This window comes from Actinocorallia populi (assembly GCF_002995495.1).
In the GTDB taxonomy this organism is placed as follows: domain Bacteria; phylum Actinomycetota; class Actinomycetes; order Streptosporangiales; family Streptosporangiaceae; genus Actinocorallia; species Actinocorallia populi.
The window spans coordinates 975,680-1,002,627 of the sequence record NZ_PVZV01000001.1 but is presented as its reverse complement, the minus strand read 5'-3'; the positions used below and the strand labels follow the sequence as shown (position 1 = coordinate 1,002,627).

Below are 26,948 nucleotides of genomic sequence, written 5' to 3'. Positions count from 1 at the left end.
GCGCGTCAGTCCTTGAGCAGGTGGGAGACGCGCTTGGTGACGAGGTAGGCGTCCAGCCCCTCGGGGCCGCCCTCCCGTCCGTAGCCGCTGTCCTTGAAGCCGCCGGACGGCGCCTCGTGGACCGAGCCTCCGCAGTGGTTGATCGACAGGATTCCCGCCTCGAAGCCCTGGACGAGCCTCTCCGCGGTGGCCGAGGAGCGGGTGAACCCGTAGGCCGCCAGTCCGTAGGGCAGGCGGTTCGCCGTCTTCAGCGCCTCGTCCAGGTCGCTGAAGGACACGATCGGCACGACCGGACCGAACGGCTCCTCCACCATGATCCGGGCGTCCGCCGGGACGTCCGTGAGCACGGTCGGCGGGAAGAAGTAGCCGCGGCGGTCCAGTCGCGCGCCGCCGCACAGGACCTTGGCCCCGCGGTCCACCGCGTCGGCCACGAGATCCGCCATGGCCTTCAGCCGGCGCTCGTTGGCCAGCGGCCCCATCTTCACGCCCTCTTCGAGGCCGCCGCCCACGGTCACGGACTCGGCCGCCTGGACGAACTCCTCGACGAACCGCTCGTAGACGCTCTCGTGTACCAGGAAGCGGCTCGGCGAGGTGCACACCTGGCCTGCGTTGACGAACTTCGCGGCGGCGGCGCGGCGGGCCGCGGTCACCGGGTCGGCGTCCTCGCAGACGATCACCGGGGCGTGCCCGCCCAGTTCCATGAGGGAGGGCTTCATCGCCGCACCGGCCTGGGCGGCCAGCAGCCTGCCGACCGGAACGGAGCCGGTGAAGGCGACCAGCCGGGTGACGGGCGAGGCGATCAGATGCGCGGAGACCTCGGCGGGATCGCCGAAGACCAGGTTGAGCACGCCGGCCGGGACCCCGGCCTCCTCGAAGCAGCGCACGATCTGGCAGACCGTGCCGGGCGTCTCCTCCGAGGCCTTGATGACGATCGAGCAGCCGGCCGAGAGCGCGGCGGCGATCTTGCGCATCGGGGAACCCGCGGGGAAGTTCCACGGGGTGAAGGCGGCGACGGGCCCGATCGGCTCGCGGCGGACCGTCAGGAGGGTGTCGGAGGCCGAGGGGATGACCCGGCCGTAGGCGCGGCGTGCGTCCTCGGCGTCCCAGCGCAGGGCGTCGGCCACGCGCAGCGCCTCGCCGCGTGCCTCGCCGAACGGCTTGCCCTGCTCCAGGGTCATGATCCGGGCGACCCGGTCGGCGCGGGCCGTCAGGCGGTCGGCGGCGTCGCGCAGGATGCCGGCCCGCTGCGCGATCGGCACCGCACGCCAGACGGCGAAGCCCTCGGCGGCGGCCGCGAGGGCGCGGTCGAGATCGCCGGTCGTGGCCAGCGGGACCCGGCCGATCACCTCTTCGGTGGCGGGGTCGAGCACCGGCGCGGTCCGCCCGGTCTCCCCCGGGCCCCACTCACCGCCGATGAACAGCTGTACGGGGGGATATGCGTCAGTTGTCATTGTTCTTCTCTCGGGAGGTGCGCAGCGTCCAGATGTGGTGGGGCGGTGCCGTCTCGTGGACGCGCGTGCCGTAGGCGTCATCGACGCGGTCCATGTCGGCCGCGTACTCCACGCGGCCTCCGCAGGGTGCGTGGATGAACCTGAAGACGTTCGAACCGATCGTGTGCCGGCCCAGCCTCCGCGCCTCCTGCCAGCCCTGGGCGATCATGTGGTTGCCGCCCTCGATGACGTCGTCGAAGCCGGGCACCTCGAACGAGACGTGATTGGCGCCGGCCCGGTCCGGCCGGTGGCACAGCAGGAAGTTGTGCTGGTCGGCGTCGCCCTCGCACCGCATGAACACGCCCATCGGCTTGACCACGTCGGTGGGGATGAACCCCAGCCGCTCGGTGTAGAAGCCGACGGCCTCCTCCCGGCCCTCCTTGGGGATGTTGAGCGCGACATGGCACATGCGCAGGGGCCGGACCTTCCCGACGGAGGACAGCCCGGTGTTCCAGCGGGTGACGTGCCCCGTCGTGTTGACCGCGCGCGGCACGGCCGGCTCGTGCCCGTTCTCACCGGCCAGGGTGAGCCCGAGGCCGAAGCCCGTCTCGTCCACGGTGTGGTGGACGCCGTCGTCGCCGAGCCGCACCTCGCGGTCGGCCCCCACCGCGGCGACGAGGGCGTCGAGTTCCGCGGCGGTGTCGACGCCCCAGACCACCTCGCGGATCGTGGGGCCGGGCTCCAGGGGCGGCGGGAGGTCGTCGCGGGGCGAGGTGTCGAGGTGGAAGGTCTGCCCGGCGAGGGTGGCGAAGACGGCACGGGTCTCGTCGCGCTCGACCGGGTCGAGTCCGAAGTCCTCGAAGAAGCGCACACACTCCGCGAGGTCGTCGACACGGTAGATGACCGATTCGATGCGCTGGATACCCACTGCCGTCACCCTCCTCGTCAGTACCGGAGCGTGACCTCCGTCACCGGCACATGTCGATCCTAGGAAGCTGACAAGCCATAACCAACACCTCAAGCACCGCGAAAGTCGCAAACCTTACTTGCACGGGGCGGATCGCCGTCACTCTCCGCTACATCTGAAACGAGGGAATCGGGTTGTCCGAAAACCAGCGCGTCAGGAAGTCCAGGAAGACCTCGACCTTCTTCGGCGCCTGCTGCGCCGGCCCGAAGATGGCGTACAGCGACCGGGCCGGAACGGGCAGCTCCGGCAGCAGCGGCCGCAGGGCGCCGCTCATGAGGTCGTCGTAGGCCGGGCGGTGCGGGACCAGCGCGATGCCCCGCCCGTGCACGGCGGCCTTCTGCAGGGCGATGTAGGAGTTCGACAGGAACGCGATGTTGCGGATCTTGTGCAGCGTGCTGGCGTGCCCGTGGCCGATCCGCCACACCGGGTCGTTGACGTGCACGAGGCAGTCGTGGTGCGCCAGGTCGTTGGGGTCGGTCAGCAGCCCGTGCCTGCCGATGTAGGACTCCGCCGCGCACAACACGAACGGCAGCGAGGCGATCTTCTTCAACCGCACGCTGGAGTCCCGCAGGTCGCGCGTGTGGAACGCGACGTCGAACCCGCTGTCCAGGAAGTCGTACGTGCGGTCGGACATCCCGCCGAGCTCGAACCGCACCGTGATCTTGGGATGCGCCACCGAGAACGCCGCGATGGCATCCCCCAGGTCGAGGCCGCCGATCCACTTGGGACAGATGATCGACAACGAGCCCTCGGGGCGGTCGTGCATCTCGGCGATGCCGGCGTCCTCGTCGTCGATCTCCTCGAGGATCCGCTGGGCGAACCGGCTGTAGCGCACGCCGGGCTCGGTCAGGCTGACCGACCGCGCGGTGCGGTTGACCAGCCGGACCCCGACCTGCTTCTCCAGGTCCGCCACGTGGCGGGAGATGAGCGACCCCGAGGTGCCCAGTATCTTGGCGGCCCCGCTGAAGCTGCCGACCTTCGCGACGGTGACGAAGCTGCGCATGACGAGCAGACGATCCATGATTTATCCGACTTTCCGCTAGTCCAGGCAGTACTGAGGCGCTTCGGCCAGGTTTTCGGAGGTGATCAGGCGCACCGGCACCTGGGCGATCCGGTCCGCGGGCCCGCCCCGCAACAACGCGAGCGTGTTGCGCACCGCCAGCTGCCCGGTGGTGGTGGGCGAGTTGGCGACGGTGGCGGCGAAGCGCCCGTCCTTCACCGCCGCGAGGCCTTCCGCGGTGCCGTTGACCGTGACGATCTCGACCTTCGCCTTCGCCGCCCGGAACGCGTCCAGCGCGCCGAAGGCCATCTCCTCGTTGGCGGCGAACACGTAGTCGAGACCGGGATGATCCTTGATCATCTTCTCGGCGGCCTCCCGCGCCTTCACCCGGTTGAACATGCCGGGCTGTTCGGCGGCCAGCCGCACATTGCCGGGCAGCGCCTCCCGGAAGCCCGACACCAGCAGGTCGGAGGCCGCGCCCGGGGCTCCGGCGATCACCCCCGCTTCGGCCTTCCGCCCCCGGGCGTCCCCGGCGACCCACTCCGCGTCGAGCCCGCCGACCCGCCTCAGGTCCACGACGGCCGCCCCCAGGACGTCGCCGGGATCGGCCGGGGCCACGGACGTCAGGAAGACCGGGACTCCCGCGCCCTTCGCCCTGGCGATGCCGTCCTTCAGGCGGTCCACGTCGACCGTCTGCACGATCAGCGCGTCCACCTTCCGAGAGAGCATGTCCTGGATGTTGGCCAGTTCCGCCCCCGGGTCCTGATGGGAGTTGGCGGTGAACAGCGCGGCTCCGGCCGCCTTCGCCTCCCTGGTGACGGACTTCAGCAGGCAGGAGTGGAACTCGGCGTTGGCGCCGTTGACGAAACCGAGCCTGACCGGCCCGTCGCCGGCTCCGGCCGAGCCGCAGGCGCCGAGGACCAGGCAGCCCGCCACGGCGGCCAGCACGCCGAGGGGACGGAGACGAGCAGAAGGCATGGGGGATGCCTCCTTTCGGATTCTGCGGGGTGAGGCGGGCGCCGGGACGCCCGCGAGCGTCAGCTCCCGATCCCCTCCTCGGCCACCCGCTCGTAGCCGCGGATGTCGGGGAAGGGGGGAACGCGGTCGGGCTGAAGGTCCACCTGGAAGGCGTTGAGGCACATGCCGAGCATGCTGAAGTTGCCCAGCGAGCCGACCGCGTCCACCAGGCCCTGCGCCCCGAAGTGGCCCTCCGCCCGGCGGAAGGTCTCCTCTTGGACGAAGTGCTCCTCGAGGAGCTCGTGGCAGAACCGGTAGAAGGCCTCGTCCTCCTCCCGGTCGAAGACCGGCTCGCGGCGCTCGGCGATCGCCTGGACGGCCGCCGCGGGGATGCCCGCCTCGACCGCCTTGTCCACATGGGCGTTCCAGGAGTACTGGGCGTCCCAGTGCCGTGCCGCCATCAGCAGCGACAACTCGCGCAACCGCAACGGCAGGCTCGACTCGAACCGGACGAACGCCCCCAGGGCCTCCACCCGGTCGCACAGCTCCGGACTCCGGAGCCAGACCTGGAAGGGCCCGCGGACCGCGCCCCGGCGGCCGGCGATACGGGCGCCGACCTCCTTCTGCCGTTCGTTCATGTCCTCGGGCTGGATGATCGGAAGTCTCATGACCTGCTGGAACCTTCTGCCTGTGTGATCCCGAGCACTCGGGAGGGACGATAGCGCTCGACCGTACCCGGGAGGCGACCTGGATCACATACCGCTCAGTGCAAGGTAAACCTGAACGTCTTGGGGCGGTAGATGCTTCGTGTCCGTTTTAACCTCGAACCCTGCGGAACCCCGCCCAGGAGGAGAGAACATGACCGTGATCATCAAGGCCGCCGAGGTCCCGCTGCTGGACCGCGGCGGCTCCATCCGCACCACCCCGCTGATCACGACGCCCTCCGCCCGCGGCGAGAACAGGATCACCAGCGGGATGAGCGTCTACCCCGTGGGCAGCGGTGCGCCGATGCACTCCCACAACTGCGACGAACACGTCACCATCCTGGAAGGCGAGGCCGAGGTCATGGTGGAGGGCTCCGTCACCCGGTTGCGCCGGTTCGACACCACCTACATCCCCTCCCCCGTACCGCACCTGTTCCGCAACGTCGGGCGGACGCCGCTGCGGATCCTGTGGGTCTACACCTCGGGCACGGTGACCCGGACGTTCACCGACACCGGGATCACGGTCGAGCACCTCTCGGCCGCCGACCAGATGGGCTCCTGACCCCGGGACCCGCGGAACCGGCCGACCGGGCCGTCCGCCCGGAAAAGGACGGGACCGGACGGCCCCCTCCGGCTAGGGTGGGTGTGTGAACCGACGACATTGATCTTCACCTGAGTCCCGTCTCGTCCGTAAGGTCTACGCCTACGCGTTCCTCACGGACCTCATCCTGCTGTACCCGGTCTACGCGCTGCTGTTCGCCGAGACCGGGCTGTCGGCCGCGCAGATCTCGACGCTGTTCATCCTCTGGTCGGCGGTCTCGTTCCTGCTGGAGATCCCGTCCGGCCTCCTCGCCGACGTCTTCTCCCGCCGCAGGCTCCTGATCCTCGCCCCGCTGGTCACCGGCCTGGGCTACGCCCTGTGGACGTTCTTCCCGTCCTACCCGGCGTTCGCGGCCGGCTTCGTCCTGTGGGGCGCGGGCGGCGCGCTGGCCTCCGGAGCCCACGAGGCGCTCCTCTACGAGGAACTCGCCCGGCTGGGGGCCGCCGCCTCCTACCCCCGCGTCTTCGGCCGCGCCCGCGCCCTCGGCACCACCGCCGCCATGGCCGCCTCCGCCGTCGCCGCCCCCGTCCTGGCCGCGGGCGGCTTCCTCTCCCTCGGCATCGCCAGCGTGCTCGTCCCGCTGCTCACCGCCGCGGTCGCCCGCTCCCTCCCCGAACACCGGCACGACGACCGCCGCCACAGCACCGCAACCGGCACGACCGGCGAACGCTCCGGAGCCACCGAGGAGACCCGCGACGGCACCGAGAGGCGCGGCGAACACGACGGCGGGCGCGACGGTGACAGCGGCAGTGGCAGCCACGGCAACAGCGGCTGCGACAGCTGCGGCAACAGCAGCAGCGACGGCGACGGCAGCAACAACAACGGCAACGGCAGCGGCAGCGGCGATGACCGTGGCGGCGGCGGTGAGGGGTGTGGGCTCGGACTTGGCGGCGGTGGGGACGAGGACGGTGAGCCGGGGTTTCGGGTGGTGTTGCGGGACGGGCTGGCGCAGGTGCGGGGCGCCCCGGCGGTCCGGCGGCTGTTGTGGGCCGTCGTGCTGATGTCGGGGCTTTCGTCGATGGACGAATACCTGCCGTTGCTGGCCGGCGAGGCGTCGGGGGGCGTGTCCTCCCTGGTGCCCCTGCTGGTGCTGCTGCCCGCGGCGGGGGACGCGGTGGGCGGCTGGTGCGCGGGGCGCGGCGGTCTGCGGCCGTCCGTCGCACTGGCCTTCGCGGCGGTCTGCCTGGCCGTCGGGGCGGCGGTGCGCCATCCGCTCGGGTTCGTGCCGATCGGGGTCGCCTTCGGGCTCGTCCAGTGGACGATGGCCGGCACGGAGGCGCGGCTGCAGCACCGGCTCGCCGACCGTTCGCGGGCGACCGTCACCTCCCTGGCGGGCTTCGGCATGGAGGTCGTCGCCGTGCTGGTCTTCGCCGCCTACGGGCTCGGCTCCCTGTGGTCGCCCTCCTGGCTGCTGTTCGCCCTCGCCGCCCTGCCCCAGCTGGCCCTGGCCCTCGCCCTGCGCGGGCGGGGCGGCTGAGCGGCGGTGATGGAGGCCACAGCGCTTTCCTGTCCGAACGGTCAGGACTGACCGTTCGGACAGTTATCGTGATCTCATGGCTCGCTCCTCCTCAGGCCTGCGGGACCGGCTCCTCGCCTCGGCGTTGCGCCTGTTCGGCCGGCACGGCTTCCGCGGGACGTCGCTGGCGGACATCGCCGCCGACGCCGACTGCTCGAAGGCGTCGCTGCTGTACCACTTCAGCAACAAGGAGGCGATCCTGGCCGAACTGCTGCTGCCGGTCGGCCGGGAGGCGATGGCGCTGAGCGTCCGGTTGGACGCCCTGGACAGCCGGGAGGCCGCCGTCGGCGCGGTCACCGGGTTCGTCGACCTCACCCTGCGGTTCCGGCGTGAGATCAAGCTGCTGTTCGACAACCCGGGCGACCTGCCCCCCGACCTCGGCCTCGAGGACATCGAAGGCGTCAAGCACCGGCTGGTCGACGCGATGGCGAGCCGCTCGGACGACCCCAGGGAGCGGGTCTTCGCGGTCATGGCCCTGAGCGGAGTCTTCCTGGCCTGCGCGATCGACCCGCCCTGCGACGACGAGAGCCTGCGCGAGGCGCTGACCACCGGCGCGCTGCGCACGCTGGACCGCACCCGCGGCTGACCCCCACCGCACCCCTCAACGATCAACGAAGGAAAGGCGCGTTCCCTCATGGCGACCCTGCTGTACCGGCTGGGCCGATGGTGCTTCGGGCACCGCGGCCTCGTCGTGGCGATCTGGCTGCTGCTGCTCGGGCTGATGGGCGGGGCGGCGGCCGCCTTCAGCGGCGCGACCACCGCCGAGTTCCGCATGCCCGGCACCGAGTCCCAACGGGCCATGGACGCGCTGGGGACGCAGTTCCCGCAGGCCACGGGCACCACCGGGACGATCGTCATCGCCGCCCCGCAGGACCGGAAGCTGACCCCCGACCAGGTCGCGCCCATCGTCCGGAAGGCCGCCGCGATCCCCGGCGTGACCGCCGCCGTCGACCCCTTCCAGGCCCGCTCCGTGTCGCCCGACGGCCGGTACGCCCTGGTCCAGGTGCAGTTCGCCGGCAAGGTCGCCGACATCACCGCCGAGCAGCGCACCGCCTACAAGGACATCGCCCGCGACGGCCAGGGGCTGCGGGTGGAGGTCGGCGGCGAGATCGTCCAGGAGACCCACTTCGGCGGGGCGGCCGAGGCGATCGGCGTGCTCGTCGCCGCCGTCGTCCTGGTCATCACCTTCGGTTCGCTGGTGGCCGCCGGGATGACGCTGCTCAACGCCCTGGTCGGCGTCGGCGTCGGCATGGCCGGGTTGTACGCGCTGACCGGCGTGGTGGAGCTCAACGACGCCAGCCCGGTGCTCGCGCTGATGCTGGGACTGGCCGTCGGCATCGACTACTCGCTGTTCATCACCTCCCGCTACCGGCAGAACCTGCTGGAGGGGCTGGAGGCGCGGGACGCCGCCGGACGGGCGATCGGCACCGCCGGGTCGGCCGTCGTGTTCGCCGGCGCCACCGTGGTCATCGCCCTGGCGGGCCTGGCCGTCGTCGGCATCCCGTTCCTGACCGCCATGGGCCTGGCCGCGGCCGCCACCGTCACGGTGGCCGTGCTGGTGGCGCTGACCCTGCTGCCCGCGGTGCTCGCCTTCGCCGGGGCCAGGATCCTCCCCCGCAAGCGGCGCACCGGCGCCGGGGCCGCCGCGGCCGCGCACGGCAAGGAGCCCTTCGGCTACCGGTGGGGGCGTTTCGTCATCCGGGTGCGCGTGCCCGTCCTGCTGGCCGGAGTGCTGGCGCTGGGCGCGCTGGCCCTCCCGGTGACCGACATGCACCTGGCCCTGCCCGACGCCGGCACCGCGGCCGAGGACACCCCCCAGCGCAAGGCCTACGACCTGACCAGCGAAGGGTTCGGCGAGGGCTTCAACGGGCGGCTGGTCGCCGTGGTCTCCGGCGGCGACGCCGCCGCCACCCGCGCGGCCGCCGAACGGACCACCGCTCTCATCGGCGGCGTCAAGGGCGTGCAGGCCGTCGCGCCCGCCCAGTTCAACGAGGCGGGGACCACGGCGCTGGTCGCCGTCATCCCGGCCACCGGCCCCACCGACACCGCGACCGAGGACACCGTCCACGCCATCCGCGACCGGGTCGCCGACGTGCGAGGCGCCGAGGTCGCGCTGACCGGCGTCACCGCGATCGGCATCGACATCTCCGCCAAGCTCGCCGACGCCCTGCCGGTCTACCTGCTGCTGGTGGTGGGCCTGTCGGTCCTGCTGCTGATGCTGGTCTTCCGCTCGGTGCTGGTGCCCGTCAAGGCGGCGGCCGGGTTCCTGCTGACCGTCGGCTCCACCTTCGGCCTCACCGTCCTGGTCTTCCAGCAGGGCCACCTCGCCGGGCTGGTCGGCGTGGACACCCCCGGCCCCCTGGTCAGCTTCCTGCCCATCATCCTGATCGGCATCCTGTTCGGGCTGGCCATGGACTACGAGGTGTTCCTCGTCTCCCGGATGCGCGAGGACTTCGTCCACGGCGACTCCCCCCGCCAGGCCACCGTCAACGGCCTGGGCCACAACGCCCGCGTCGTCACCGCCGCCGCCCTCATCATGATCGCGGTGTTCGCCGGCTTCGTGCTCACCCCCGACCCCATCATCAAGTCCATCGGCTTCGCCCTGGCCGTCGGCGTCTTCATCGACGCCTTCATCGTCCGCATGACCCTGGTCCCCGCGGTGATGGCGCTCCTGGGCAAGGCCGCCTGGTGGCTCCCCCGCCCCCTGGACCGCGCCCTGCCCGACCTCGACATCGAGGGCGAGAAACTCCGCCGCGCCCTCGACGCCCCCGAACCCCGCCTTCCCGAACCCGCCGGAGCCCCCCGCTAAGCCCCGCCCCCGGCGGGTCCCGCCACCCCCACGGCGGGACCCGCCTTCCCACGCCCGCCACCGGCGAGCGCCGGTTCCGGCTTCGGGCGGTCGGTCCAGAAAGGAAAGTGCCGTGCAGCAGGCGCCCCCCGCCTCCCGTCCGAGGGTCCTCGCCGAACTCGCCCTCATCACCGTCCTGTACGGCGTGTACCGGCTGGGGCGGCTGCTGGCCGACGGCAACCTGAGCGACGCCTTCGCCAACGCCACCCGGGTCTGGAGCTGGGAACGCGCGGCCCACCTGCCCCACGAGGCGTCCGTCCAGGCGCTGATCCTGCACGGCGAGGTCCTGCAGAAGGCCGCCAACGTCTTCTACACCACCGTCCACTTCCCCGCGACGATCGTGTTCCTCGTCTGGATGTTCAGCCGCCACCCCGCGCACTACGTCTGGGTGCGCCGCACCCTGACCGTGCTCACCGGCACGGCCCTCCTGCTGCACCTGGCCTTCCCTCTGGCCCCGCCCCGCATGGTCCCGGGCTTCGGCCTCATCGACACCGGCCGCCTCGTCGGCCCCTCCCCCTACGGCGAGGTCGACACCGAGGGCCTGGCCAACCAGTTCGCCGCCATGCCCTCCCTGCACATCGGCTGGGCCCTGGTCGTCGCGATCGGCCTCATCGCCGTCACCCGCACCCCCTGGCGCTGGCTCTGGCTGGCCCACCCCGCCCTCACCCTCTTCGTCGTCGTCGCCACCGCCAACCACTACTGGCTCGACGCCGTCGTGGCCACCGCCCTCCTGACCCTCGCCCTCCTCCTCATCCGCTCCCCGGGGGCTCCCGTCCTCCCCTCCCCCGCACGCCACCCGCGCGGCACCCCGGCCTGAGCCCCGCACACGACCCGAGCGGCACCCCGCCCCGAGCCCCTGCACGGCCCCCATGCGGCACCCCGGCCCGAGCCCCGCCCGCTCGACCGGCAGCGCCCCAGGACCCAGATCCCCGTCAGTTCCGGCCCTGCCCATCCGTCAAGCCGGTCTCGGGCGGTCCTGCTCCGCGTTCAACCCGGCCCGGCCGTCGAAACGGACCCGGGCGGTCCCGTTCCGAGGCGCGGGTCGCCCGGCGGTCAGGTGGGGTTCATGGGCTCGGGCTTGAGCAGGGCGAACATCGCGCCCTGGGGGTCCTGCACGACGGCCATGCGGCCGGCGATCATGTCGAAGGGGGGACGGAGGACGGTCCCGCCGGCACGGGTGAGCTTCTCGACGGTGGCGTCGGGGTCGTCGACGGCGAAGTAGACGAGCCAGTGCGGCGGGGTGCCGGAGGGCGCGTCGTCCGGGACGCCCATGCCGCCGACCACCTCTCCGCCGGCGTTCAGGGAGTAGTAGCCTTCGGCGCCCTGCATGGGGGCCGTCTCCAGGGCGAGCGCGGTGCGGTAGAAGTCGCCCGCGGCGGCGACGTCGAAGGTGTTGAGCTCGACCCAGACGACGGAGTCCGCCTCTCCGGAGATCTGGAAGCCCGCGAAGTCCCGGGCCTCCCAGAGCCCGAACGCCGCGCCCTGCGGGTCGGCCGCGACCGCCATGCGGCCCAGGCCCATGACGTCCATCGCGGGCAGCAGGACGGACCCGCCCGCATCGGTGATCACTTTCTCGGTGCCGTCGGCGTCGGCGGTGGCCAGGTAGACCGTCCAGACGTTCGGCGGCGCGGGCACGCCGCCCTCGGTGGGCAGCCTCGCCATGATCCCCGCGACGGGGCTTCCGTTCAGCGTGCAGACCGCGTACCCGCCGGACTCGGACGGGCCGATCTCGCCCTCCCAGCCGAACAGCTCGCGGTAGAAGTCGAGGGCCGCCCGCTGGTCGGGGACCATCAGATCGATCCAGCAGGGCGTCCCCGGAGCGAGGGGACCCGTGACTTCGGACATCTGGCACCTCCGGTAGAAGCCGCCCCGGGCCTCGTGCCCGGCGGCGTCACCTGCTGCGACCATGCTGTCACTCGCCACCGACATTTCCGCGACCCGTGATCGCGGGGCCCTCCGTTCCGCGCCTCCGCCCGAAGATCGCGGCCGGTCCTGCGCCCGGACGGCGGGCCGCCCGCCCTCCGGCCGGTGACGACCTGACTGTCTCGATTCCCGCCCGCAGGCTGATCGATGCCATCGAACCGCCACATTTTCTGGCAGTCACTCAAAAACCGGAAAAGGCCCACCTACGGCGCAGTTCATTCTCGTCCAGGCCGAACTGCGCGGGCGTGTAGCGGTGGACGCCCCTGCCGTGGCGGGGCCGGGTGGCGTGGTAGTCGGCGATCATGCCCTCCGGATCGCCGGGCGGCTCGATTCCGGCCGCGGTGTAGATCCGCTTCAGCACCGACGCGGTGGTGGAGACGAGGTCCCGGTAGCGCACGTCCACGATCTCGACGGACGATGCGGCGGCCGAGTCGCGGAAGGCGGAGGCGCGGCGGAGCCACAGTTCGGTCTGGTCCGTCTGGAAGCGGGCCACGTCGCAGGGGTCCACGTCGTCGCTGTAGGTGGAGCGGAAGACCGAGAACAGGCTGGCACCGGAGGCGATGGTCTCGACGATGTCGCGGTGCAGGTGGACGATGCACGCGCCGGGGAAGGCGGCCGCCAGGCGAGGGAGTTCCGGGAGGTGGGCGGGGGCTTTGAGGACCCAGCGGCGGCCGTCTTCCGCGTCGAGGGTCTGCAGGATTTCGCGGTAGCGAGCGTAGGAGGCGGTGAGATCTTGGTCGGCCAGCCAAGCGCTGTAGGAGTCCAGCCGCATGGTGGAACTGAAGCCCCAGTTGCGGAAGTCGCCGCCCATGGCCAGTACGCACTCTTCTGGGAGGCGGGAGCCGAAGTCATGGACGGTGGCCAGGGCGGGATTGAGGAAGTGAAGGTGGTCCTGGGAACCGGCCGGCGCGTCGAGGAGTTCTTCGCGTCTGCTCTCCGTCGCGCCGTCGAAGCGCCACGGGGTGCTCAGCTCCGCGGAGAGAGGGGCACGGAATCTGGGATCCGTGGCGAGGAGGCGGAACAGGAAGGTCGTGCCGGTGCGCCAGCCGCCGACGATGACGATCGGCGGGGTGAGGGGACGTTCGCTGATCTCCGGACAGGCTGCGAGGTGTCGGTTCATCAAGAGTCGGGCGCGCAGTCTCGCCACCGCTGTCCCGAACGCCACCTTCACGCCGATGGCGTTCAGACGGCCGTCCTCCTCTGCCGACTCCAGGTACCGTTCAAGCCCTTCTCGCCACTCCGAAGGGTCACCCAGGAAAGTACCGTCAACGCCTTTGGCCGCTCGGGAGACGACCGCGTCCACGGAGGCTTTTCCCAGGCGGTAACGCTCGGGCCGAGCGCTGCGATCGGCTTCCGCCGCGTCGTATACGGCGGTGGCCTCCGCCGTTCGCGGCATCGGCTTCCACATCGTCATGTCTCGCTCCGCAACTCTTCAAGGCGACAGCGGCGGACGGACGGCAGTTCGGGAGCCCGTTCGGGTCGCAGCCAGCGCAGAACGACGATCCCGAACGGACGGCCTTCGGTGTCCAACCAGTCACCGGCGGCCGAACCGGGGTCTTCGGCGGCGAGTACGAAGCGGTACCGTCCGTCTTTCACGCTCGCGGTCGCCCCGGTACGGGACACGGAGCGGTACCGGTGGTCGAGCGAGTTGAGGAAGCGGCTGTAGAGCAGGACGTTCCAGTACCGGCAGGGCACCACATCGCCTTCGATCACCAGCGCCTCGCCCGGCCCGAGTTCCCAGCCTCCGCGAAGGTAGTGAATGCCGGGTTCGGTGTAGACGGCACCACCCGCCATCTCCGACCAGTGGCGGATCTCGTTGGGCTGCGCAAGGTCGGCGTCCGCGGCCATCTTGAAAGCCGCGGGAAGGAAGCCCATGGTCCCGGCGAGGCGGTTGAGGTGGTGGGTGAAGCGCGCCGGGTCTATGGGAGGCGGCACGGATTCGACGGGGCCGACCCGTTCCAGGGTGCACCAACCCGTCTCGTCACCGGCGTCATCGTGGAAGTAGCGCACCCACAACGCGTTGCTCTTCTCGGGGAGCGGCAGCCAGTCGCCTTCCTCAGGCCGGTTACCGCCGAGCGTGACGGTGAAGTTCCCCGCCTCGTCGAACCGCAGATCGTCGCTGTCGAGCCGGGCGACGGCCTCGGCTCCCGCCCTCCCCGACCCTGCGTACACCGTGATCGACGTGTAGGCGGCGGCCCCCGGGTTCCCCGTGACGCGGTAGCAGCAGCCGGGACGGATGTCGGCCACCCGGTATCGGAAGTCCGGGTTGTCCATGAAGAACTTCTGCCGCCACCCGTTGAACGGCACCAGTTCCGGACGCTCCCGGTCGACCTCGAAGCGGGCGAGCTGGTTGTGCAGCCCGCGGAGCAACGCCCGGTAGGCGTCGGCGCGTTCCAGCTCGTCCAGGTCCTCCGTGTCTGCGGCCAGGCGCCGTCCGGCCGTCTGCAAGGCGTCGACGAACGTCTCCCACGCCTTGGCTTCAGGCCGGTCGGCGCCTGTCACCGATCAGGAGCCTTCGCTCGCGGAACGACCGGCCGGAACGGACGTCGGCGGGGTGAAGGTGCAGTTCAGCCGCTTGTATCCGTTGATGAATCCGGACAACAGCCGGTCCGGCTCGCCTTCGGAGCGGATGTCGGGCAGGCGGGTGTACAGCTCCCGCAGCATCACGGTGAGCTCTCGCCGGGCCAGGTTGGCGCCCAGGCAGAAGTGCGGGCCGGGGCCGCCGAAGCCGATGTGCGGGTTCGGCGAGCGGGTGATGTCGAACTTCTCGGGGTCGGTGAAGACCGCTTCGTCGCGGTTGGCGGCCCAGTAGTACAGCATCACCTTGTCGCCCTTGCGGTACTGGTGGCCGTTCATCTCGTGGTCGCGGGTGACGTTGCGGCGCATGAAGATGACCGGGCTGGCGTAGCGGATGACCTCCTCGATGGCTCCGGCGATGCGGCCGTCGAAGTCCTCCATCAGCAGCGCGCGCTGGTCGGGGTGGTCGGTGAGCAGCTTCAGGGTGTGCGCGAGGGCGTTGCGGGTGGTCTCGTTGCCGGCGACGACCAGCAGCAGGAAGAACGCGCCGAACTCCTGGGGGGTCAGCTGCTCGCCGTCGATGTTGGCGTTCACCAGCGCGGAGGTGAGGTCGTCGGTGGGCTTGGCGATCCGCTCCTTGCCGAGCTTGGTCGCCAGCCGGTGCAGCTGCCAGCCCGCCGAGGCGATCGTGCCCATCGACCGTGCCATCCCGAGGTGGCTCATCTTGCCGACACCGGTGCTGTAGTCCATGGTGGCGCCCACGTACTCGGGGTCGGTGTAGCCGGTGCTGATGTTGCTCAGCTTCACCACCTTCGCGTGCTGCTCGGCCGGGATGCCGAGCATGTCGCAGATGACCTCGACGGGCAGCCGCACCGCCGCGTTGGCGACGAAGTCCACGCCGGGGCCCGCCTCGATCAGCTCGTCCACGATGCGCTTGGCGCGTGCCGCGATGTCGTCCTCGGCCTTGGCCAGCATCCGGGGGCTGAACGCGCGGGAGACGATCCGGCGGATCTTGGCGTGCCGCGGGTCGTCCATGTCGATCATCGAGCGGAAGTACCTGTCGACGATGCCCGGCGCGTCGATCGGCTGGGTGGCGGTGGGCTCGCTGCTGAACACCTCGGGGTTGCGGCTGGCCTCGGCCACGTCGGCGTGGCGGACGAGCGCCCAGGAGCCGGGCTGCTGTCCGACGAAGGGCATCTTGGGGAGGGTGAAGAACTGCGGACCGGGCTGGGCGCGCAGTACGGCGAACCCCTGCGCCCGCTCGTCCAGCGGCCGTTCCCAGAAGCGCAGGTCGCCCAGGTTGACGTCCTCGAGGGTGAATCCCGAGGGTCCTGTGGAGTAGTCCGTGGTCACCGGTGACCGCCTTTCCCGCCTCAGCCGTGATCCATTTCTGGTGTACGAGAACACCAGAAATATCCGGTGTCAACGATCACCAAAATTCGGGACGGCGTCAAGAGGTGCGGCACAATCGGGTGCTGTGACATCCCCACGCACCCGCCCCTACCGCGGAGTGCCCGCCGAGCAGCGCCGGGCCCTGCGCCGCGCCGCGCTGCTCGAAGCGGGCCTGGAGCTGCTGGGCACCCGGGGCTGGGCCGCCACGACCGTCCGGGGCGTGTGCACCCAGGCCGGCCTCAACGACCGGTACTTCTACGAGAGCTTCGCCGACCGGGACGCCCTGCTGCTGGCGATCGTCGACGAGCAGGCGGCCCGGGGCACCGCCGCGATCCTCGACGCCGCCCGCAGCTCCCCCCGCGACCTGCAGGAGCGGGTCCGCGCCTCCGTGGACGCCACCGTCGACTTCCTCACCGCCGACCCGCGCCTCTCCCGCATCCTGGCGCACGAGTTCCCCGCCCACCCCCTGCTCCAGGAGCGCAGGCGCCAGATCATCCAGTCCCTCACCACGATCTTCACGGCCCAGACCCGCGAGCTGCTCGACCCGCACCCCCTGTCGGACACCGACCTGGAGCTGACCGGCCTGACCCTCACCTCGGGCCTGTGGGACCTGATCGCCGCCTGGCTGCGCGGCGAGCTCGGCATCACCCGCGACCACCTCGTCGACTACACCGTGGCCCTCCTCCTGACCACCACCGACCTGGCCGCCCCCCTGCACCACCGCCTCCGCTGACCCGCGGGGCCACGCCCCCCTGCCCGGTCCCCGCGCGGTACGGCGCGGGCCTCGCCCCGTGACCAGAACTTTCTCCTGACGGGAGATTTCGGACGATCACCCGGGGTGATCATCGGTAGGGCGGCCGTGTCGCCGGAGGCACCGGCGCGAGTACCCACTCCGCACGTCCCAGGGGGGAAGTCATGCGCAATCGACGTGATGTTCTGCGAGCGGGAGCACGGATCGCCGCCGGCGGGATGGCCGCCGGTCTGCTCGGACCCGCTCCCGCGGCGGCCCTCCGACGAGCCGTTCCCGACCGGTCGGCCTGGCGGAGCCTCCGCCGGGCGCTCAGCCCCGCGGCACGCCTCCACCGCCCCGACGACACCGGATACGCCAAGCTCGCCCTGCCGCAGAACCTGCGTTACGCGGACCTCCGGCCGGCCGGCATCGTCTCCTGCGCCACCGAGCGCGACGTCCAGGCGGCCCTCCGGTGGGCCGTCGAGCACGGTATGCCGCTGACGCCGCGCTCGGGCGGCCACAACTACGCCGGGCACTCCACCACACCCGGCCTGCTGATCGACCTCCGGCGCATCAGCGAGGTGTTTCCGCACGGCGACCGCCTCGCGGTGGGAGGTGGCGCGACCAACTCCGACGTCTACCGGGCCGGAGTCGGAGGCACCGGACTGTACTTCCCCGGAGGGCGCTGCCCCGGAGTGGGCGTCGCCGGGTTGACGCTCGGCGGCGGGCTGGGATTCAACGACCGCAAATGGGGGCTGAGCTGCGACCGGCTGGTGGAGACCCGGCTGGTCCTGGCCGACGGGACCCTGGTGCGCGCGAGCGAAAAGGAGAACGCCGACCTGTTCTGGGCCTGCCGCGGCGGGGCCGGAGGCAACTTCGGCATCAACACGGCCTTCGTCTTCGACGCCGTCAGAGTCGACCGGCAGGTCTCCACGGTGTTCGACTTCTCTTTCGCCCCGCACCACGGGGTCACGCTGATGGAGATGCTCCGGGAACTGCTCCAGCGCGACCACACGGGCGACCTCGACGTCCGCGTCGGTTTCTCTCACCCTGGGCGGGGACTGCCCTCGATCGCGCTACTCGGCCAGTGCCTCGGCGACGAGGACCGGCTGAGGAGGCTCATGGCCCCGATGTTGTCCCTGGGCCCGGACAAGCGGCTCATCGAGCAGCGCGGCTTCTGGGCGGCGCAGAAGCACCTGGCGATGGAGGAGCGCCCGGAGGCGATGGCCTCCAAATCCCTGGTACCCGATCGGTGGCCGACGTCGCAGGCCGTCGCGGCCGTCACGGATTGGATCCGCTACTGGAAGCCGGACGTGCCCGGTGCCTCCGGCCATGTCACGCTGTTCGCGATGGGAGGCGCCACCGCGTCCGTCTCCTCTGCCGAGACGGCCTTTCCCCACCGCCAGGCCACCTTTGTGATCGACATCGGCGCCTCCTGGGCTTCGAAGGCCTCCGCCGAATCGGTGGACCGCATGCTCCGCCGACTCGACACCGTGTACCGGCTGCTGTGCCACGACCTGCGCACCACGGCCGCCTACGTCAACTTCCCCGACCCCGACCTCGTCGGCTGGCACGACGCCTACTACGGCCCCAACTACGACCGTCTCCTGAAAGTGAAGGAACACTGCGACCCCGGCGGCGTCCTCCGCTACGCCCAGGGCATCGGCTCCCCGCTCAGCGCCCCGGCCTCCGCGCTTCCCTGATCGGCGGACGGCCACGCCTGTGCGCGGGCCGCATGATTTTGTCGGAGGCCCGAAGTAGCTTGCCGCCCATGATCGAGGTCGTCAGAGACCGGTCGGTGACGGGAGGCATGGGCTTGGACGTGGACGAGGCCGGCTGGGAGCGGCGGAGCGCGGTGCGAATAGTCCCGCCGGCGCGGCCGCGCAAGCTGGCGAAGGTTCCCTTCGTGGAACTGGCGGACGGGCGGTTGCAGGGGGTCGTGTCGAGCGGCTCGGACATCAGCCGCGTGTACGTCTCATCGATCAGCGCGGGCAGCCACGCCTACAACTGCCGGACGAACAACAACCGGCCGTGCGGCGGGCTGCGCGGGCTGCCCTGCAAGCACCTGCGGGCCCTCGCCGACGAGGCGGTGCTGCAGTACGGGCTGGAGCGCGTCGCGCGGTACCTGAAGGTCGACGTCGACGAGAGCGGCGACCTGGTGAGCGCCCTCGGCGGTTCGCCGGAGCCCTCGGACGCGGCGGTCGTGTTCAGCCGTTTCCTGCGGCACCTGTCCTACCTGGAGCTGCCGGGCACCACGGTGCCCGTCCCGGAGCTGCACTGGTTCCCGGCGGCCGGGGCGGTGCGCTGATGCTCGAGATCCAGCTCTCCGAACTGCTCGGCGCGTCTCCCGAGGGCGTCGAGGAGGCGCTCGGCCTGGTCGCGGGGTTCGACGACGCGCTCGTCCACGGGTTCGCCCGGCTCGACCCGGAACGGCTGGAGGCCCTGGAGGCGCTGGCCGCGGCCCTGGCCGTCTCGCCGATCGGCGAAGCGGTGGCCGAGGCCGTCGAAAAGCTCACCGCGGGCTCCGTCACCGAGGAGCACCTCGCGGTACTGGCCGGTGGCAGGGCCGCGCTGCTCGGCGCCGTGCACGACGCGCTGCTCCACTCGCTGGACGCCGCGCTCGGCCGCGACCGTGACGAGTGGACGCGGCCGCCCGCCCCGCCGGTGTCCGACGACCTGCTCGGCGGATGCCGGGCCTGGCTGCACGAACTGGCCATCACCGGCTGGCGCGGGGTGGGGTACGACCTGGTGTCCTCCGCCGATCGGGTGATCGAGGCGCTGTTCGCGGTGCCCGCGCTGCGCAGGCCCGCGGTGCTGCTCGACGGGCTCGCGTCCGAACTGCGGGCGTTCAGCCCGGTCGGGACGGCTGAGCGGCTGCCCGTCCGGCGCTGGGCCGACCTGTGGTCGCGGGCGCTGCTGCTCGCCCAGGCCGGGGGCCGCGCGTGCGCGGCCGAACCCGCTGAAGAGGTGTCGGGGCGGCTGCTCGTGCTCGGCGTGGACGTGCACGAGCACGACACCGCCGTGCAGATCCAGGTGCACGCCGTTCTGGAGCCGTCCGGCGGCGCCCGGACCCGGCTGGTCCGGGCGAGCGCCGCCGCGGCGAAGGTCGACACCATCGCCGGGCCCGCGGTGTGGCGGCTGCTGTCCGACCATCCCGTGCTGCTGGGCGCGCTGGCCGAACGCCGTGTCCTGGAGATCTCCGGAATGCCGCTCCTGGCGGGAGGCGACCTGGTCTGGCAGGACGGGCAGGCCGCGGCAGGCGAGCCGGCCGACCCCTTCACCACCGCCCGGGTCATGCTCACCGGGGCCCTCGCTCCCGCGGTGCCTCCGCTGGAACGCCACCCGGTGCGCATCGCCGAGCCCGTGCTGCTCGAGGGGTACACCGTCGACGGCGACGGGTTCCGGCTGGGCGACCGCGTCCTCGATGTCGACTTCGACCGGCTGCCGTCCTGCGGTCCCCTCACGTCCGAGCTCGTCAAGGCCTCCTCCGCGTGCGTCGGGCTGGTCCGCTGGGACGCCGGACGGTGGAAGGCCCAGCCGCTCGCCGTCCAGGGGACGGCCAAACGCAAGCCGTTCGAGGCGCACACCGGCGACTGGGCGCTGGGCCCCACCGACCCGAAGGTCGTCAAGGCCGAGGCCAGGTCCGGTGACTCCGTGGCCGTCCTTCGTGAACGGGCGGGAAGGTTGCTGCGCAGATGAGCGAAGCCGAAGCGCACCGGCGGCAGGTCCTCTACTGGAGGCTCCTGGCCCGCCTGTTCGACCCCGAGGAGCAGCCGTCGCTGGAGGCGGCGAGCGTCGCCGTCGTCGACGACCTCGGGCTGCCCCCGGCGCTGCTCGACCCGGGCGTCTCGGTCGACAACCTGGTGCAGCGCTTTCCCGAACTGGAGGCCGGATTCCAGGAGCTGTCCGAGACCACGGACCTGGACGAGGCCCCGGGCGAGCGGGTACGGCGGGCCGCGCTCTTCTCCAAGCTGCTGCTCAACGTGTTCGCCACCGGCTCGGGCCAGGTGACGGCCTCGGCGCTGGCCGACTGGCAGCGCGACCGGCACTGGCTGGAACGCGCCGCGGGCGAGGCGGGCGCCGCCGAGCTCGGCGGCGTGCTGGGCGAGCTCGAAGGCGACCTCGTCAGCCGGATGCGGCTGCGCGAGGTGCTGGCCGACCCCGCGCTCGCCCGGCAGCTCAAGCCGAGCATGTCGCTCATCGAGCAGCTGCTGCGCGACAAGGCCAACCTCTCGGGCGTGGCGCTGGCCAACGCCAAGGCGTTGATCCGCCGGTACGTCGACGAGGTCGCCGAGGTGCTGCGCACCCAGGTGCAGCAGACCAGCACCGGGAAGATCGACCGCTCGGTGCCGCCCAAGCGGGTGTTCCGCAACCTCGACCTCGACCGGACGATCTGGAAGAACCTCACCAACTGGAGCCCGGAGGACGAGCGCCTCTACGTCGACCGGCTGTTCTTCAGGCAGACCGCCAAGCGCACCACGCCCGCCCGCCTGATCGTGGTGGTCGACCAGTCCGGCTCGATGGTCGACTCGATGGTCAACTGCACCATCCTCGCGTCGATCTTCGCCGGGCTGCCCAAGGTCGACGTGCACCTCATCGCCTACGACACCCGCGCGCTCGACCTCACCCCCTGGGTGGACGACCCGTTCGAGGTGCTGCTGCGCACCAGGCTCGGCGGCGGCAACGACGGCCCCGTCGCCATGGCCATGGCCCGCCCGAAGATCGCCGACCCGCGGAACACCGTGATGGTGTGGATCTCGGACTTCTACGAGTTCGACCGGTCCCAGCCGCTGTTCGACGGCATCCAGGAGGTGCACCGCTCCGGGGTGAGGTTCATCCCGGTCGGCTCGGTCAACAGCTCCGGCCACCAGAGCGTGAACCCGTGGTTCCGCCAGCGCTTCAAGGACCTGGGCACCCCCGTGATCTCGGGTCACATCCGCAAGCTCGTCTTCGAGCTCAAGAACTTCCTCGACTAGGAGAACCGATGAGTGACCTGCTGCGCGCCCCCGCCGAGGTGAAGTACGCCGAGGAGCTCGACTGGCTGGAGTCCGCCGACGACGGGCACAGGCCGTTCTCGTGGCGGCTCAGCCCCAGGATGATCCGCACGTTCGTCCTCGGCTCGGAGCGGTCCGACGGGCTGGAGCGCGAGATCCCCCAGAAGTGGTTCGGCGACCGGAGCATCGTCGAGCGCGCCATCGTGACGCTCGCGTCCGACCGGGGTCTGCTGCTCATCGGCGACCCCGGCACCGGCAAGAGCTGGCTGGCCGAACTGCTGTCGGCGGCGATCTGCCGCAACTCCACGCTGGTGGTGCAGGGCACGGCCGGCACCACCGAGGACCACATCAAGTACTCGTGGAACGTCTCCATGGTGATCGCCAAGGGGCAGTCGCGGGAGTCGTTGATCCCCTCGCCGATCATGACGGCGATGGAGCGGGGCGTCGTCGGCCGGTTCGAGGAGCTCACCCGCTCCACCAGCGACGTGCAGGACGCGCTGATCTCCATCCTGTCGGAGAAGTACGTGTCGATCCCCGAACTGAGCGACGGCAACGGCGACAACATCGTCTTCGCCAAGCCCGGGTTCTCCGTCATCGCCACGGCCAACAGCCGCGACCGCGGCGTGAACGACCTGTCGTCCGCGCTCAAGCGCCGGTTCAACTTCGTGCGCATCCCCATGGTGGCGAGCAAGAACAGCGAGGCGGAGATCGTCCGGTTCCGCACCACCGAACTGCTGCGCCGCCACCAGATCGAGCTGGACGTGCCGCCCACCCTGCTGGACGTGCTGCTGCAGAGTTTCGCCGACCTGCGGGCCGCCGCGGCCTCGGCGAGCAGCGACGACGAGCGGCTGGAGTCGTCGCTGTCCACCGCCGAGCAGATCGGCGTGCTGGAGGACGCGATCCTGCACAGCCAGTTCTTCGGCGACCGCGCGCTGCGCGCCGAGACGCTCGCCGGGTCGATGGTCGGCTCGCTGGCCCGGCGCAGCCCCGAGGACCTGGCGATCCTCAACAAGTTCTGGCACGGCGTCGTCGAGCCCCGCTCCAAGCAGGACGAGGACGGACCGTGGAAGGGCTTCCTGGAGGGCGGTCGAGAGGCGATCGCGAAGCTGTCCTGACCTCCGCCCGTCTCGAAGCCCACTCTCCGTCTCCGTGAAGGGAGGGAGCGGTGTTCCCCCTGCCCGTCCTGCGGGCGGGGCCGCACGCCGCGTACCCGATGAACCCGTTCGCCGCGCTCCGCGAACAGCTGCTCGACGCCGCCGGAGCCTTCGCCGAGGGCCCGGACGGGCTGTCCGGGATCCTCGCCGGCATGGTCGACGACGTCGACCGGGCACTGCACGAGGAACTCGAGATCTTCCCGGTATGCCACCACTCGCCGTCCTCCGCGCTGGCCATGGCGCGGAGGTTGCGGGAGAAGCGGCCGAAGGTCGTCTACCTGGAGTTGTGCGAGGACCTCGGGCCGCTGCTCGGGGAGCTGCGCAACTGCCGCCTGCCCGTCGCGCTGCAGGCGTTCGCCACCGAGCTCGACGGTTTCCCCGCCGAGTGGGCGCCGCTGAGCGTGATCGCGCCGGTGACGGAGGCGTCCGCCGAGTACCAGGCCATCGCCTACGCGCTGGAGACGCCGGGCGTCGAGCTGGTGCCGGTGGACCGTTCGAGCGACCACGTCTTCCAGTGGCAGCCGCGCCGCCGGGGAGAGGAAGCACCCGAGTCCGACGTGCCGGGCACGCCCCGGGCCTCCGGTGCGTCCGCCACGTCCGAAGAGGAGGCCGCGCTGCACGGCGACTCGGTGGGCGTCGAGCTGGGCGACCTGCGCCCCCGCTTCGCCGAGCTGGAGCGGTACCTGCTGCACCACGGCAAGGTCCGCCACTGGTCGGAGTGGTGGGACCAGTACGTGGAGCAGCCGCTGTCCGGTGCCGATTACGACACCTACCGCCAGGTCATGGTCATGGTCGGCAGCCTGTTCCGGCGGTTGCGCCGCGACGGCGACGAAGGCCGCGACGAGGAGCGCGAACGCCACATGTGGACGCGCATGCGCGAACACCTCGCCGCGTCCGGCACCGACCCGTCCGACTGCCTGTACGTCTGCGGCGCCTTCCACGCCGCCAGCCGCGTCGAGCAGTTCGGTCTCGCGGCCACGGCTTCCCACGAGATCGAGCCCCGTACGAAGACCCGCTGGCAGTACGGCCTCATCCCGTCCAGCCACTCGGCCATCGAAGCCCAGTTCGGGCTCGCGCCCGGCTCCGTCTCGATCGCCGCCGCCACCTGGTCCAAGGCCCTCAAGCACACCGGCGTGAAGCCCTTCCGCCTCAAAAACCACAAGAGCGCCCGCGGCCGGGCCGGGCAGGAGGCCCTGGACGTCTCCGTTCCGCCCGTCTCCACGCCGCAGCACCGCGGTCCCGCGCTCCCGGAGGAGACGCACCGGCAGGCCGGACAGACGGCCGCCGCTCCCCCGGCGAACGGGCCGCACGAAGGTCCTGTGAAGACGGGCCGAGCGGCTCCAGGCACCGAAGCGCAGGTGGGAGCGGACGAACGGGTGCGGCCGAGCGCCCTCCCGGAGTCGGTGGACGACCGGTTGTCGGGGTTCCTGGCGGAGCCGCCGGCGCAGAACGTGCTCGACGAGGGCGAGTTGCTCGGCTGGTGTGTGGACATCGTGCGGCTGGCCCGGCGGAACGGATATCAGGCCAGCACGGCGGACGCGATCGCGGTGTTCGAGACGTCGGTGCTGCTGGCGAACATGCGGAACCGGCGGCGGCCGACGCCGTACGACTTCCAGGACGCGGCCGTCACCTGCATCGAGAAGGACACGGTGCCGGGCCGGCGCGACGTCGCCCGGCTGTGCGAGATCCTGCTCGGCGGCGACCGGATCGGCCAGGTCGGGTACGAGTCGCTGCCGCCGCTGGCGCGGGACGTGCTCGACAGGCTGGAGCCGCTCGGGCTGAACCTGCAGGCGCGCACGATCCAGCGGGCCCTGATGGACCTGAAGACCCGGCCCGAGCTGGCGCCCTGCTCGGACCTGCTGTGGATCCTGCACCGGCTGCTGCCCAAGGGCACCGTCCGGCCCATCATGGGCTCCCGCGAGCTGGGTGAACGCTCCATCCAGGAGAGCTGGGACCTGGCGCTCGGCCGCGACCAGCGCGCCCTGGTCGAACTCGGCTACGAGGGCGTGACCGTCGAGCAGGTGCTGGAGCAGCGGCTGCGCCGCGCCGTCCGGCATCCCCAGGCCACCGCCTCCACCGCGCTGGCCGCCGTGGAGGACGCCATCCGCTTCCTGCCGGGGCGGCGGCTCCCCGACGAGCTCGGCGTGCGGGCCGTGGAGCTCCTGGCCGCCGAACGCGACGTCGACGACGCGCCCGAGGTGCTGCGCCGCATCCGCCGCCTGCTCACCCACCACCGTGCGGCGGAACCCGCCCTTCCCCGCTGGTGCGAGGAGTTCGTCACCACCGGCTACGCGCACTACTGCACACTGCTGCCGACGGCCTTCACCGACGACGCCGGCGGTGTCCGGCAGGTCGCGGCCATGCTGGGCTTCCTGTTCGGCATGGAGGGCCTCGCCCTGTCCCTGGGCTGCGACCACACCCAGCTGGAGCTGGCCGTACGCCAGTCCCACCCCGAGTCCCCCGCCAAGGTCGCCCTGCTGTGGGCCGCACGCTCCCGCCTGGGCCTGCTGCCCCAGGACGAGCTGCGCGCCCTGTGCGACGGCCTGCTCGACAACCCCTTCTCCATCGAGGCCTTCCCCCACTACCTGAACGGCTTCATCCACGCCCTCGACCCCGTCCCCACCCTCACCCCCTTCGTCGTGGAACTCCTGTCCAAGGCCTTCGGCCGCCTCCCCGACGCCGTCCTCCTCCCCTGGCTCCCCAAGCTCATCACCACCCTGCGCGCCGGTTCCGGCGGCCTTCTGCCCACTCTCGTCCGCGAGGCCGACCGCACCTTCCCCGCCGCCCTCCCCGCCCTCGACGCCTGGACCCCGCCCTGGGAGCGCCGGCGGCCCGCACGCAGGGAACCCCGAGCCCCTGCCACCCCCGCCGCCGCCCTCCTGTCCGCCCACCCGGCCCCCTGCGACGCCATCGCAGCCCTCCTGGGCCACGACCCCGTCTGGCAGACCCCTGCCCCGTCCCCCGCAGGCGGCCCGGAGGAGGTGACCGCCCTCCTGGCCCGCCACCCCGAAACCGCCGCCGCCATCGCGGCCCTTGGGAAATAGGGACGGCCTCCAAGGGAGCTGAAGGCGGGCTCCTGCGAGCGCAGGCAGGGGACTCTGGCGGGGTGCGGCTGACGGGCTCGTGGGGTGCGGGTAGTTTGCGAGATCACCGGTCCTGTGCCGGGGGTTCGTTCCCGCTGATGAGGAGAGTGCCTTGCCGACCGTGGTCCCGTCTCCGGTTCTGTCCGAAGTGGTGCTGGACATCCAGAAGCTGGATCTCGTGCGGGACGGCAAGCTTCTGCTGGACGAGGTCTCGATGACGGTGCGCGCCGGTGAGCACTGGGCGCTGCTGGGGCCCAACGGCGCGGGCAAGAGCACGCTGCTGTCCGTCCTCGGCGCCTACACGCACCCGACCCGCGGCACCGCCGAGATCCTCGGCCACCGGTTGGGGCGCGTCAACGTCCAGGACCTGCGGATGCGGATCGGCCACGTCAACCCGCGCCACCCGCTGCAGTCGGCGCGCACCGTGCTCGAGGTCGTCCTCACCGGCGTGACCGGCACCATCGAACTGGTGCCCCGCTGGACGCCCACCGACGGGCAGCGAAGCCGCGCGGCCGAGCTCATCGAGCTGATGGGGCTCACCGACCGCGCCGCGGCCCGCTGGCCCGAGCTCTCCCAGGGGGAGCGCGGCCGCGCCCTGATCGCCCGCGCCCTCATGCCCGAACCGGACCTGCTCCTGCTGGACGAGCCCGCCACCGGCCTCGACCTCGTCGCCCGCGAACGCCTGCTGTCCCGTCTGGACGCCCTGCGCCGCCGCCACCCCGCCCTCACGTCCGTCCTGGTCACCCACCACCTGGAGGAGCTGCCCGCCACCACCACCCACGCCCTGCTCCTCCGCCGCGGCGCCGTCCTGACCGCCGGACCGGCCCCCGCCACCCTCACCACCGGCCTGATCAGCGCCTGCTTCGACCACCCCATCACCATCACTCGCGCCAACGGCCGCTGGAGCGCCGCCTCCACCCCGGAGCCCCCGCTCCAGGACTGACTCCGAGGACCGGCCCTGGAGCACCGCCTCCACCCGATGCCCCCGCACCAGGGCCGGCCTCCCGGAAGTGCGCACCCACCGAGAGCCGTTCCATGCAGCCGCCGGAAACCGTTCCGCACAACTGCGGGAAGCCGTCCCTGCGAGCGCCGAGAGCCGCTCGTACAACCGGCGGAACCTCCCGCAGCCACC

The 26,948-nt window shown here is 71.7% G+C and carries 22 protein-coding genes; 13 read left to right on the top strand and 9 right to left on the bottom strand.

Annotated elements, in window-relative coordinates:
* Positions 1-5: 5 nt before the first annotated feature.
* The 5 genes from C2865_RS04940 to C2865_RS04920 all read right to left on the bottom strand — a co-directional run bounded on the left by C2865_RS04940 (position 6) and on the right by C2865_RS04920 (position 5,022).
* Positions 6-1,451, bottom strand: coding sequence for an NAD-dependent succinate-semialdehyde dehydrogenase (locus tag C2865_RS04940; RefSeq protein ID WP_106397043.1), 1,446 nt, complete (start codon positions 1,449-1,451; stop codon positions 6-8).
* Positions 1,441-2,367: a VOC family protein gene (locus C2865_RS04935; protein WP_198652918.1), complete on the bottom strand. Its 927-nt coding sequence runs from the start codon at positions 2,365-2,367 to the stop codon at positions 1,441-1,443. Before C2865_RS04935 ends, C2865_RS04940 begins: the two co-directional genes overlap by 11 nt.
* Positions 2,368-2,506: 139 nt before the next feature.
* Positions 2,507-3,418 (bottom strand): LysR family transcriptional regulator, encoded by a 912-nt coding sequence (locus tag C2865_RS04930; protein WP_106397041.1) that lies wholly within the window; start codon positions 3,416-3,418, stop codon positions 2,507-2,509.
* Between the two features lie 18 nt (positions 3,419-3,436).
* Complete coding sequence (locus tag C2865_RS04925; protein WP_106397040.1) at positions 3,437-4,375, bottom strand: sugar ABC transporter substrate-binding protein; 939 nt, start codon at positions 4,373-4,375, stop codon at positions 3,437-3,439.
* 59 nt (positions 4,376-4,434) lie between these two features.
* Complete coding sequence (locus C2865_RS04920; protein ID WP_106397039.1) at positions 4,435-5,022, bottom strand: carboxymuconolactone decarboxylase family protein; 588 nt, start codon at positions 5,020-5,022, stop codon at positions 4,435-4,437.
* A 190-nt stretch (positions 5,023-5,212) separates the two neighbouring features.
* On the opposite strand from C2865_RS04920, the gene C2865_RS04915 reads away from it, so the two are divergent.
* The 5 genes from C2865_RS04915 (at position 5,213) to C2865_RS04895 (ending at position 10,840) form a co-directional block, all read left to right on the top strand.
* Positions 5,213-5,620: a cupin domain-containing protein gene (locus tag C2865_RS04915; protein ID WP_106397038.1), complete on the top strand. Its 408-nt coding sequence runs from the start codon at positions 5,213-5,215 to the stop codon at positions 5,618-5,620.
* A 163-nt stretch (positions 5,621-5,783) separates the two neighbouring features.
* Positions 5,784-7,136, top strand: a complete 1,353-nt coding sequence (locus C2865_RS04910; RefSeq protein WP_106397037.1) for an MFS transporter — start codon at positions 5,784-5,786, stop codon at positions 7,134-7,136.
* A 76-nt stretch (positions 7,137-7,212) separates the two neighbouring features.
* Positions 7,213-7,761 carry a TetR/AcrR family transcriptional regulator gene (locus C2865_RS04905; protein ID WP_106397036.1) on the top strand — a complete coding sequence of 183 codons (549 nt, stop codon included), beginning with the start codon at positions 7,213-7,215 and terminating at the stop codon, positions 7,759-7,761.
* Positions 7,762-7,809: 48 nt separating this feature from the next.
* Entirely contained in the window at positions 7,810-9,984 is a 2,175-nt protein-coding gene (locus tag C2865_RS04900; RefSeq protein WP_106397035.1) for an MMPL family transporter, read from the top strand.
* A gap of 112 nt (positions 9,985-10,096) precedes the next feature.
* On the top strand, positions 10,097-10,840 hold the full coding sequence (locus C2865_RS04895) for a phosphatase PAP2 family protein (RefSeq protein WP_106397034.1): 744 nt from the start codon (positions 10,097-10,099) through the stop codon (positions 10,838-10,840).
* A gap of 236 nt (positions 10,841-11,076) precedes the next feature.
* Here the strand turns inward: C2865_RS04895 and C2865_RS04890 are convergent, their stop codons facing one another.
* The 4 genes from C2865_RS04890 to C2865_RS04875 all read right to left on the bottom strand — a co-directional run bounded on the left by C2865_RS04890 (position 11,077) and on the right by C2865_RS04875 (position 15,816).
* Positions 11,077-11,868, bottom strand: coding sequence for a VOC family protein (locus tag C2865_RS04890; RefSeq protein WP_106397492.1), 792 nt, complete (start codon positions 11,866-11,868; stop codon positions 11,077-11,079).
* Positions 11,869-12,127: 259 nt separating this feature from the next.
* Positions 12,128-13,066: a sulfotransferase family protein gene (locus C2865_RS04885; RefSeq protein ID WP_198652916.1), complete on the bottom strand. Its 939-nt coding sequence runs from the start codon at positions 13,064-13,066 to the stop codon at positions 12,128-12,130.
* A 290-nt stretch (positions 13,067-13,356) separates the two neighbouring features.
* The gene (locus tag C2865_RS04880; RefSeq protein ID WP_106397032.1) at positions 13,357-14,448 is read right to left on the bottom strand and encodes a DUF1214 domain-containing protein; all 1,092 of its coding nucleotides are present in this window, start codon (positions 14,446-14,448) and stop codon (positions 13,357-13,359) included.
* Positions 14,449-14,451: 3 nt separating this feature from the next.
* Positions 14,452-15,816 carry a cytochrome P450 gene (locus C2865_RS04875; RefSeq protein WP_106397031.1) on the bottom strand — a complete coding sequence of 455 codons (1,365 nt, stop codon included), beginning with the start codon at positions 15,814-15,816 and terminating at the stop codon, positions 14,452-14,454.
* Between the two features lie 124 nt (positions 15,817-15,940).
* Between C2865_RS04875 and C2865_RS04870 the strand changes: the two genes are divergently transcribed.
* From C2865_RS04870 to C2865_RS04830, 8 genes are all read left to right on the top strand, one after another.
* Positions 15,941-16,588, top strand: a complete 648-nt coding sequence (locus C2865_RS04870) for a TetR/AcrR family transcriptional regulator (protein WP_198652914.1) — start codon at positions 15,941-15,943, stop codon at positions 16,586-16,588.
* A gap of 182 nt (positions 16,589-16,770) precedes the next feature.
* Entirely contained in the window at positions 16,771-18,288 is a 1,518-nt protein-coding gene (locus tag C2865_RS04865) for an FAD-binding oxidoreductase (protein WP_106397029.1), read from the top strand.
* 68 nt (positions 18,289-18,356) lie between these two features.
* The gene (locus C2865_RS04860) at positions 18,357-18,893 is read left to right on the top strand and encodes a hypothetical protein (RefSeq protein WP_232835360.1); all 537 of its coding nucleotides are present in this window, start codon (positions 18,357-18,359) and stop codon (positions 18,891-18,893) included.
* Positions 18,893-20,284, top strand: a complete 1,392-nt coding sequence (locus tag C2865_RS04855; protein ID WP_106397028.1) for a hypothetical protein — start codon at positions 18,893-18,895, stop codon at positions 20,282-20,284. The genes C2865_RS04860 and C2865_RS04855 overlap by 1 nt, the downstream gene beginning before the upstream one ends.
* Entirely contained in the window at positions 20,281-21,561 is a 1,281-nt protein-coding gene (locus tag C2865_RS04850; protein ID WP_106397027.1) for a vWA domain-containing protein, read from the top strand. Before C2865_RS04855 ends, C2865_RS04850 begins: the two co-directional genes overlap by 4 nt.
* Positions 21,562-21,569: 8 nt before the next feature.
* On the top strand, positions 21,570-22,694 hold the full coding sequence (locus C2865_RS04845; RefSeq protein ID WP_106397026.1) for an ATP-binding protein: 1,125 nt from the start codon (positions 21,570-21,572) through the stop codon (positions 22,692-22,694).
* A 98-nt stretch (positions 22,695-22,792) separates the two neighbouring features.
* A complete protein-coding gene (locus C2865_RS40530) occupies positions 22,793-25,777 on the top strand; it encodes a DUF5682 family protein (RefSeq protein ID WP_232835423.1) in 2,985 nt (994 codons plus the stop codon).
* Between the two features lie 160 nt (positions 25,778-25,937).
* On the top strand, positions 25,938-26,759 hold the full coding sequence (locus C2865_RS04830) for an ABC transporter ATP-binding protein (protein ID WP_456297944.1): 822 nt from the start codon (positions 25,938-25,940) through the stop codon (positions 26,757-26,759).
* Positions 26,760-26,948: the final 189 nt, after the last annotated feature.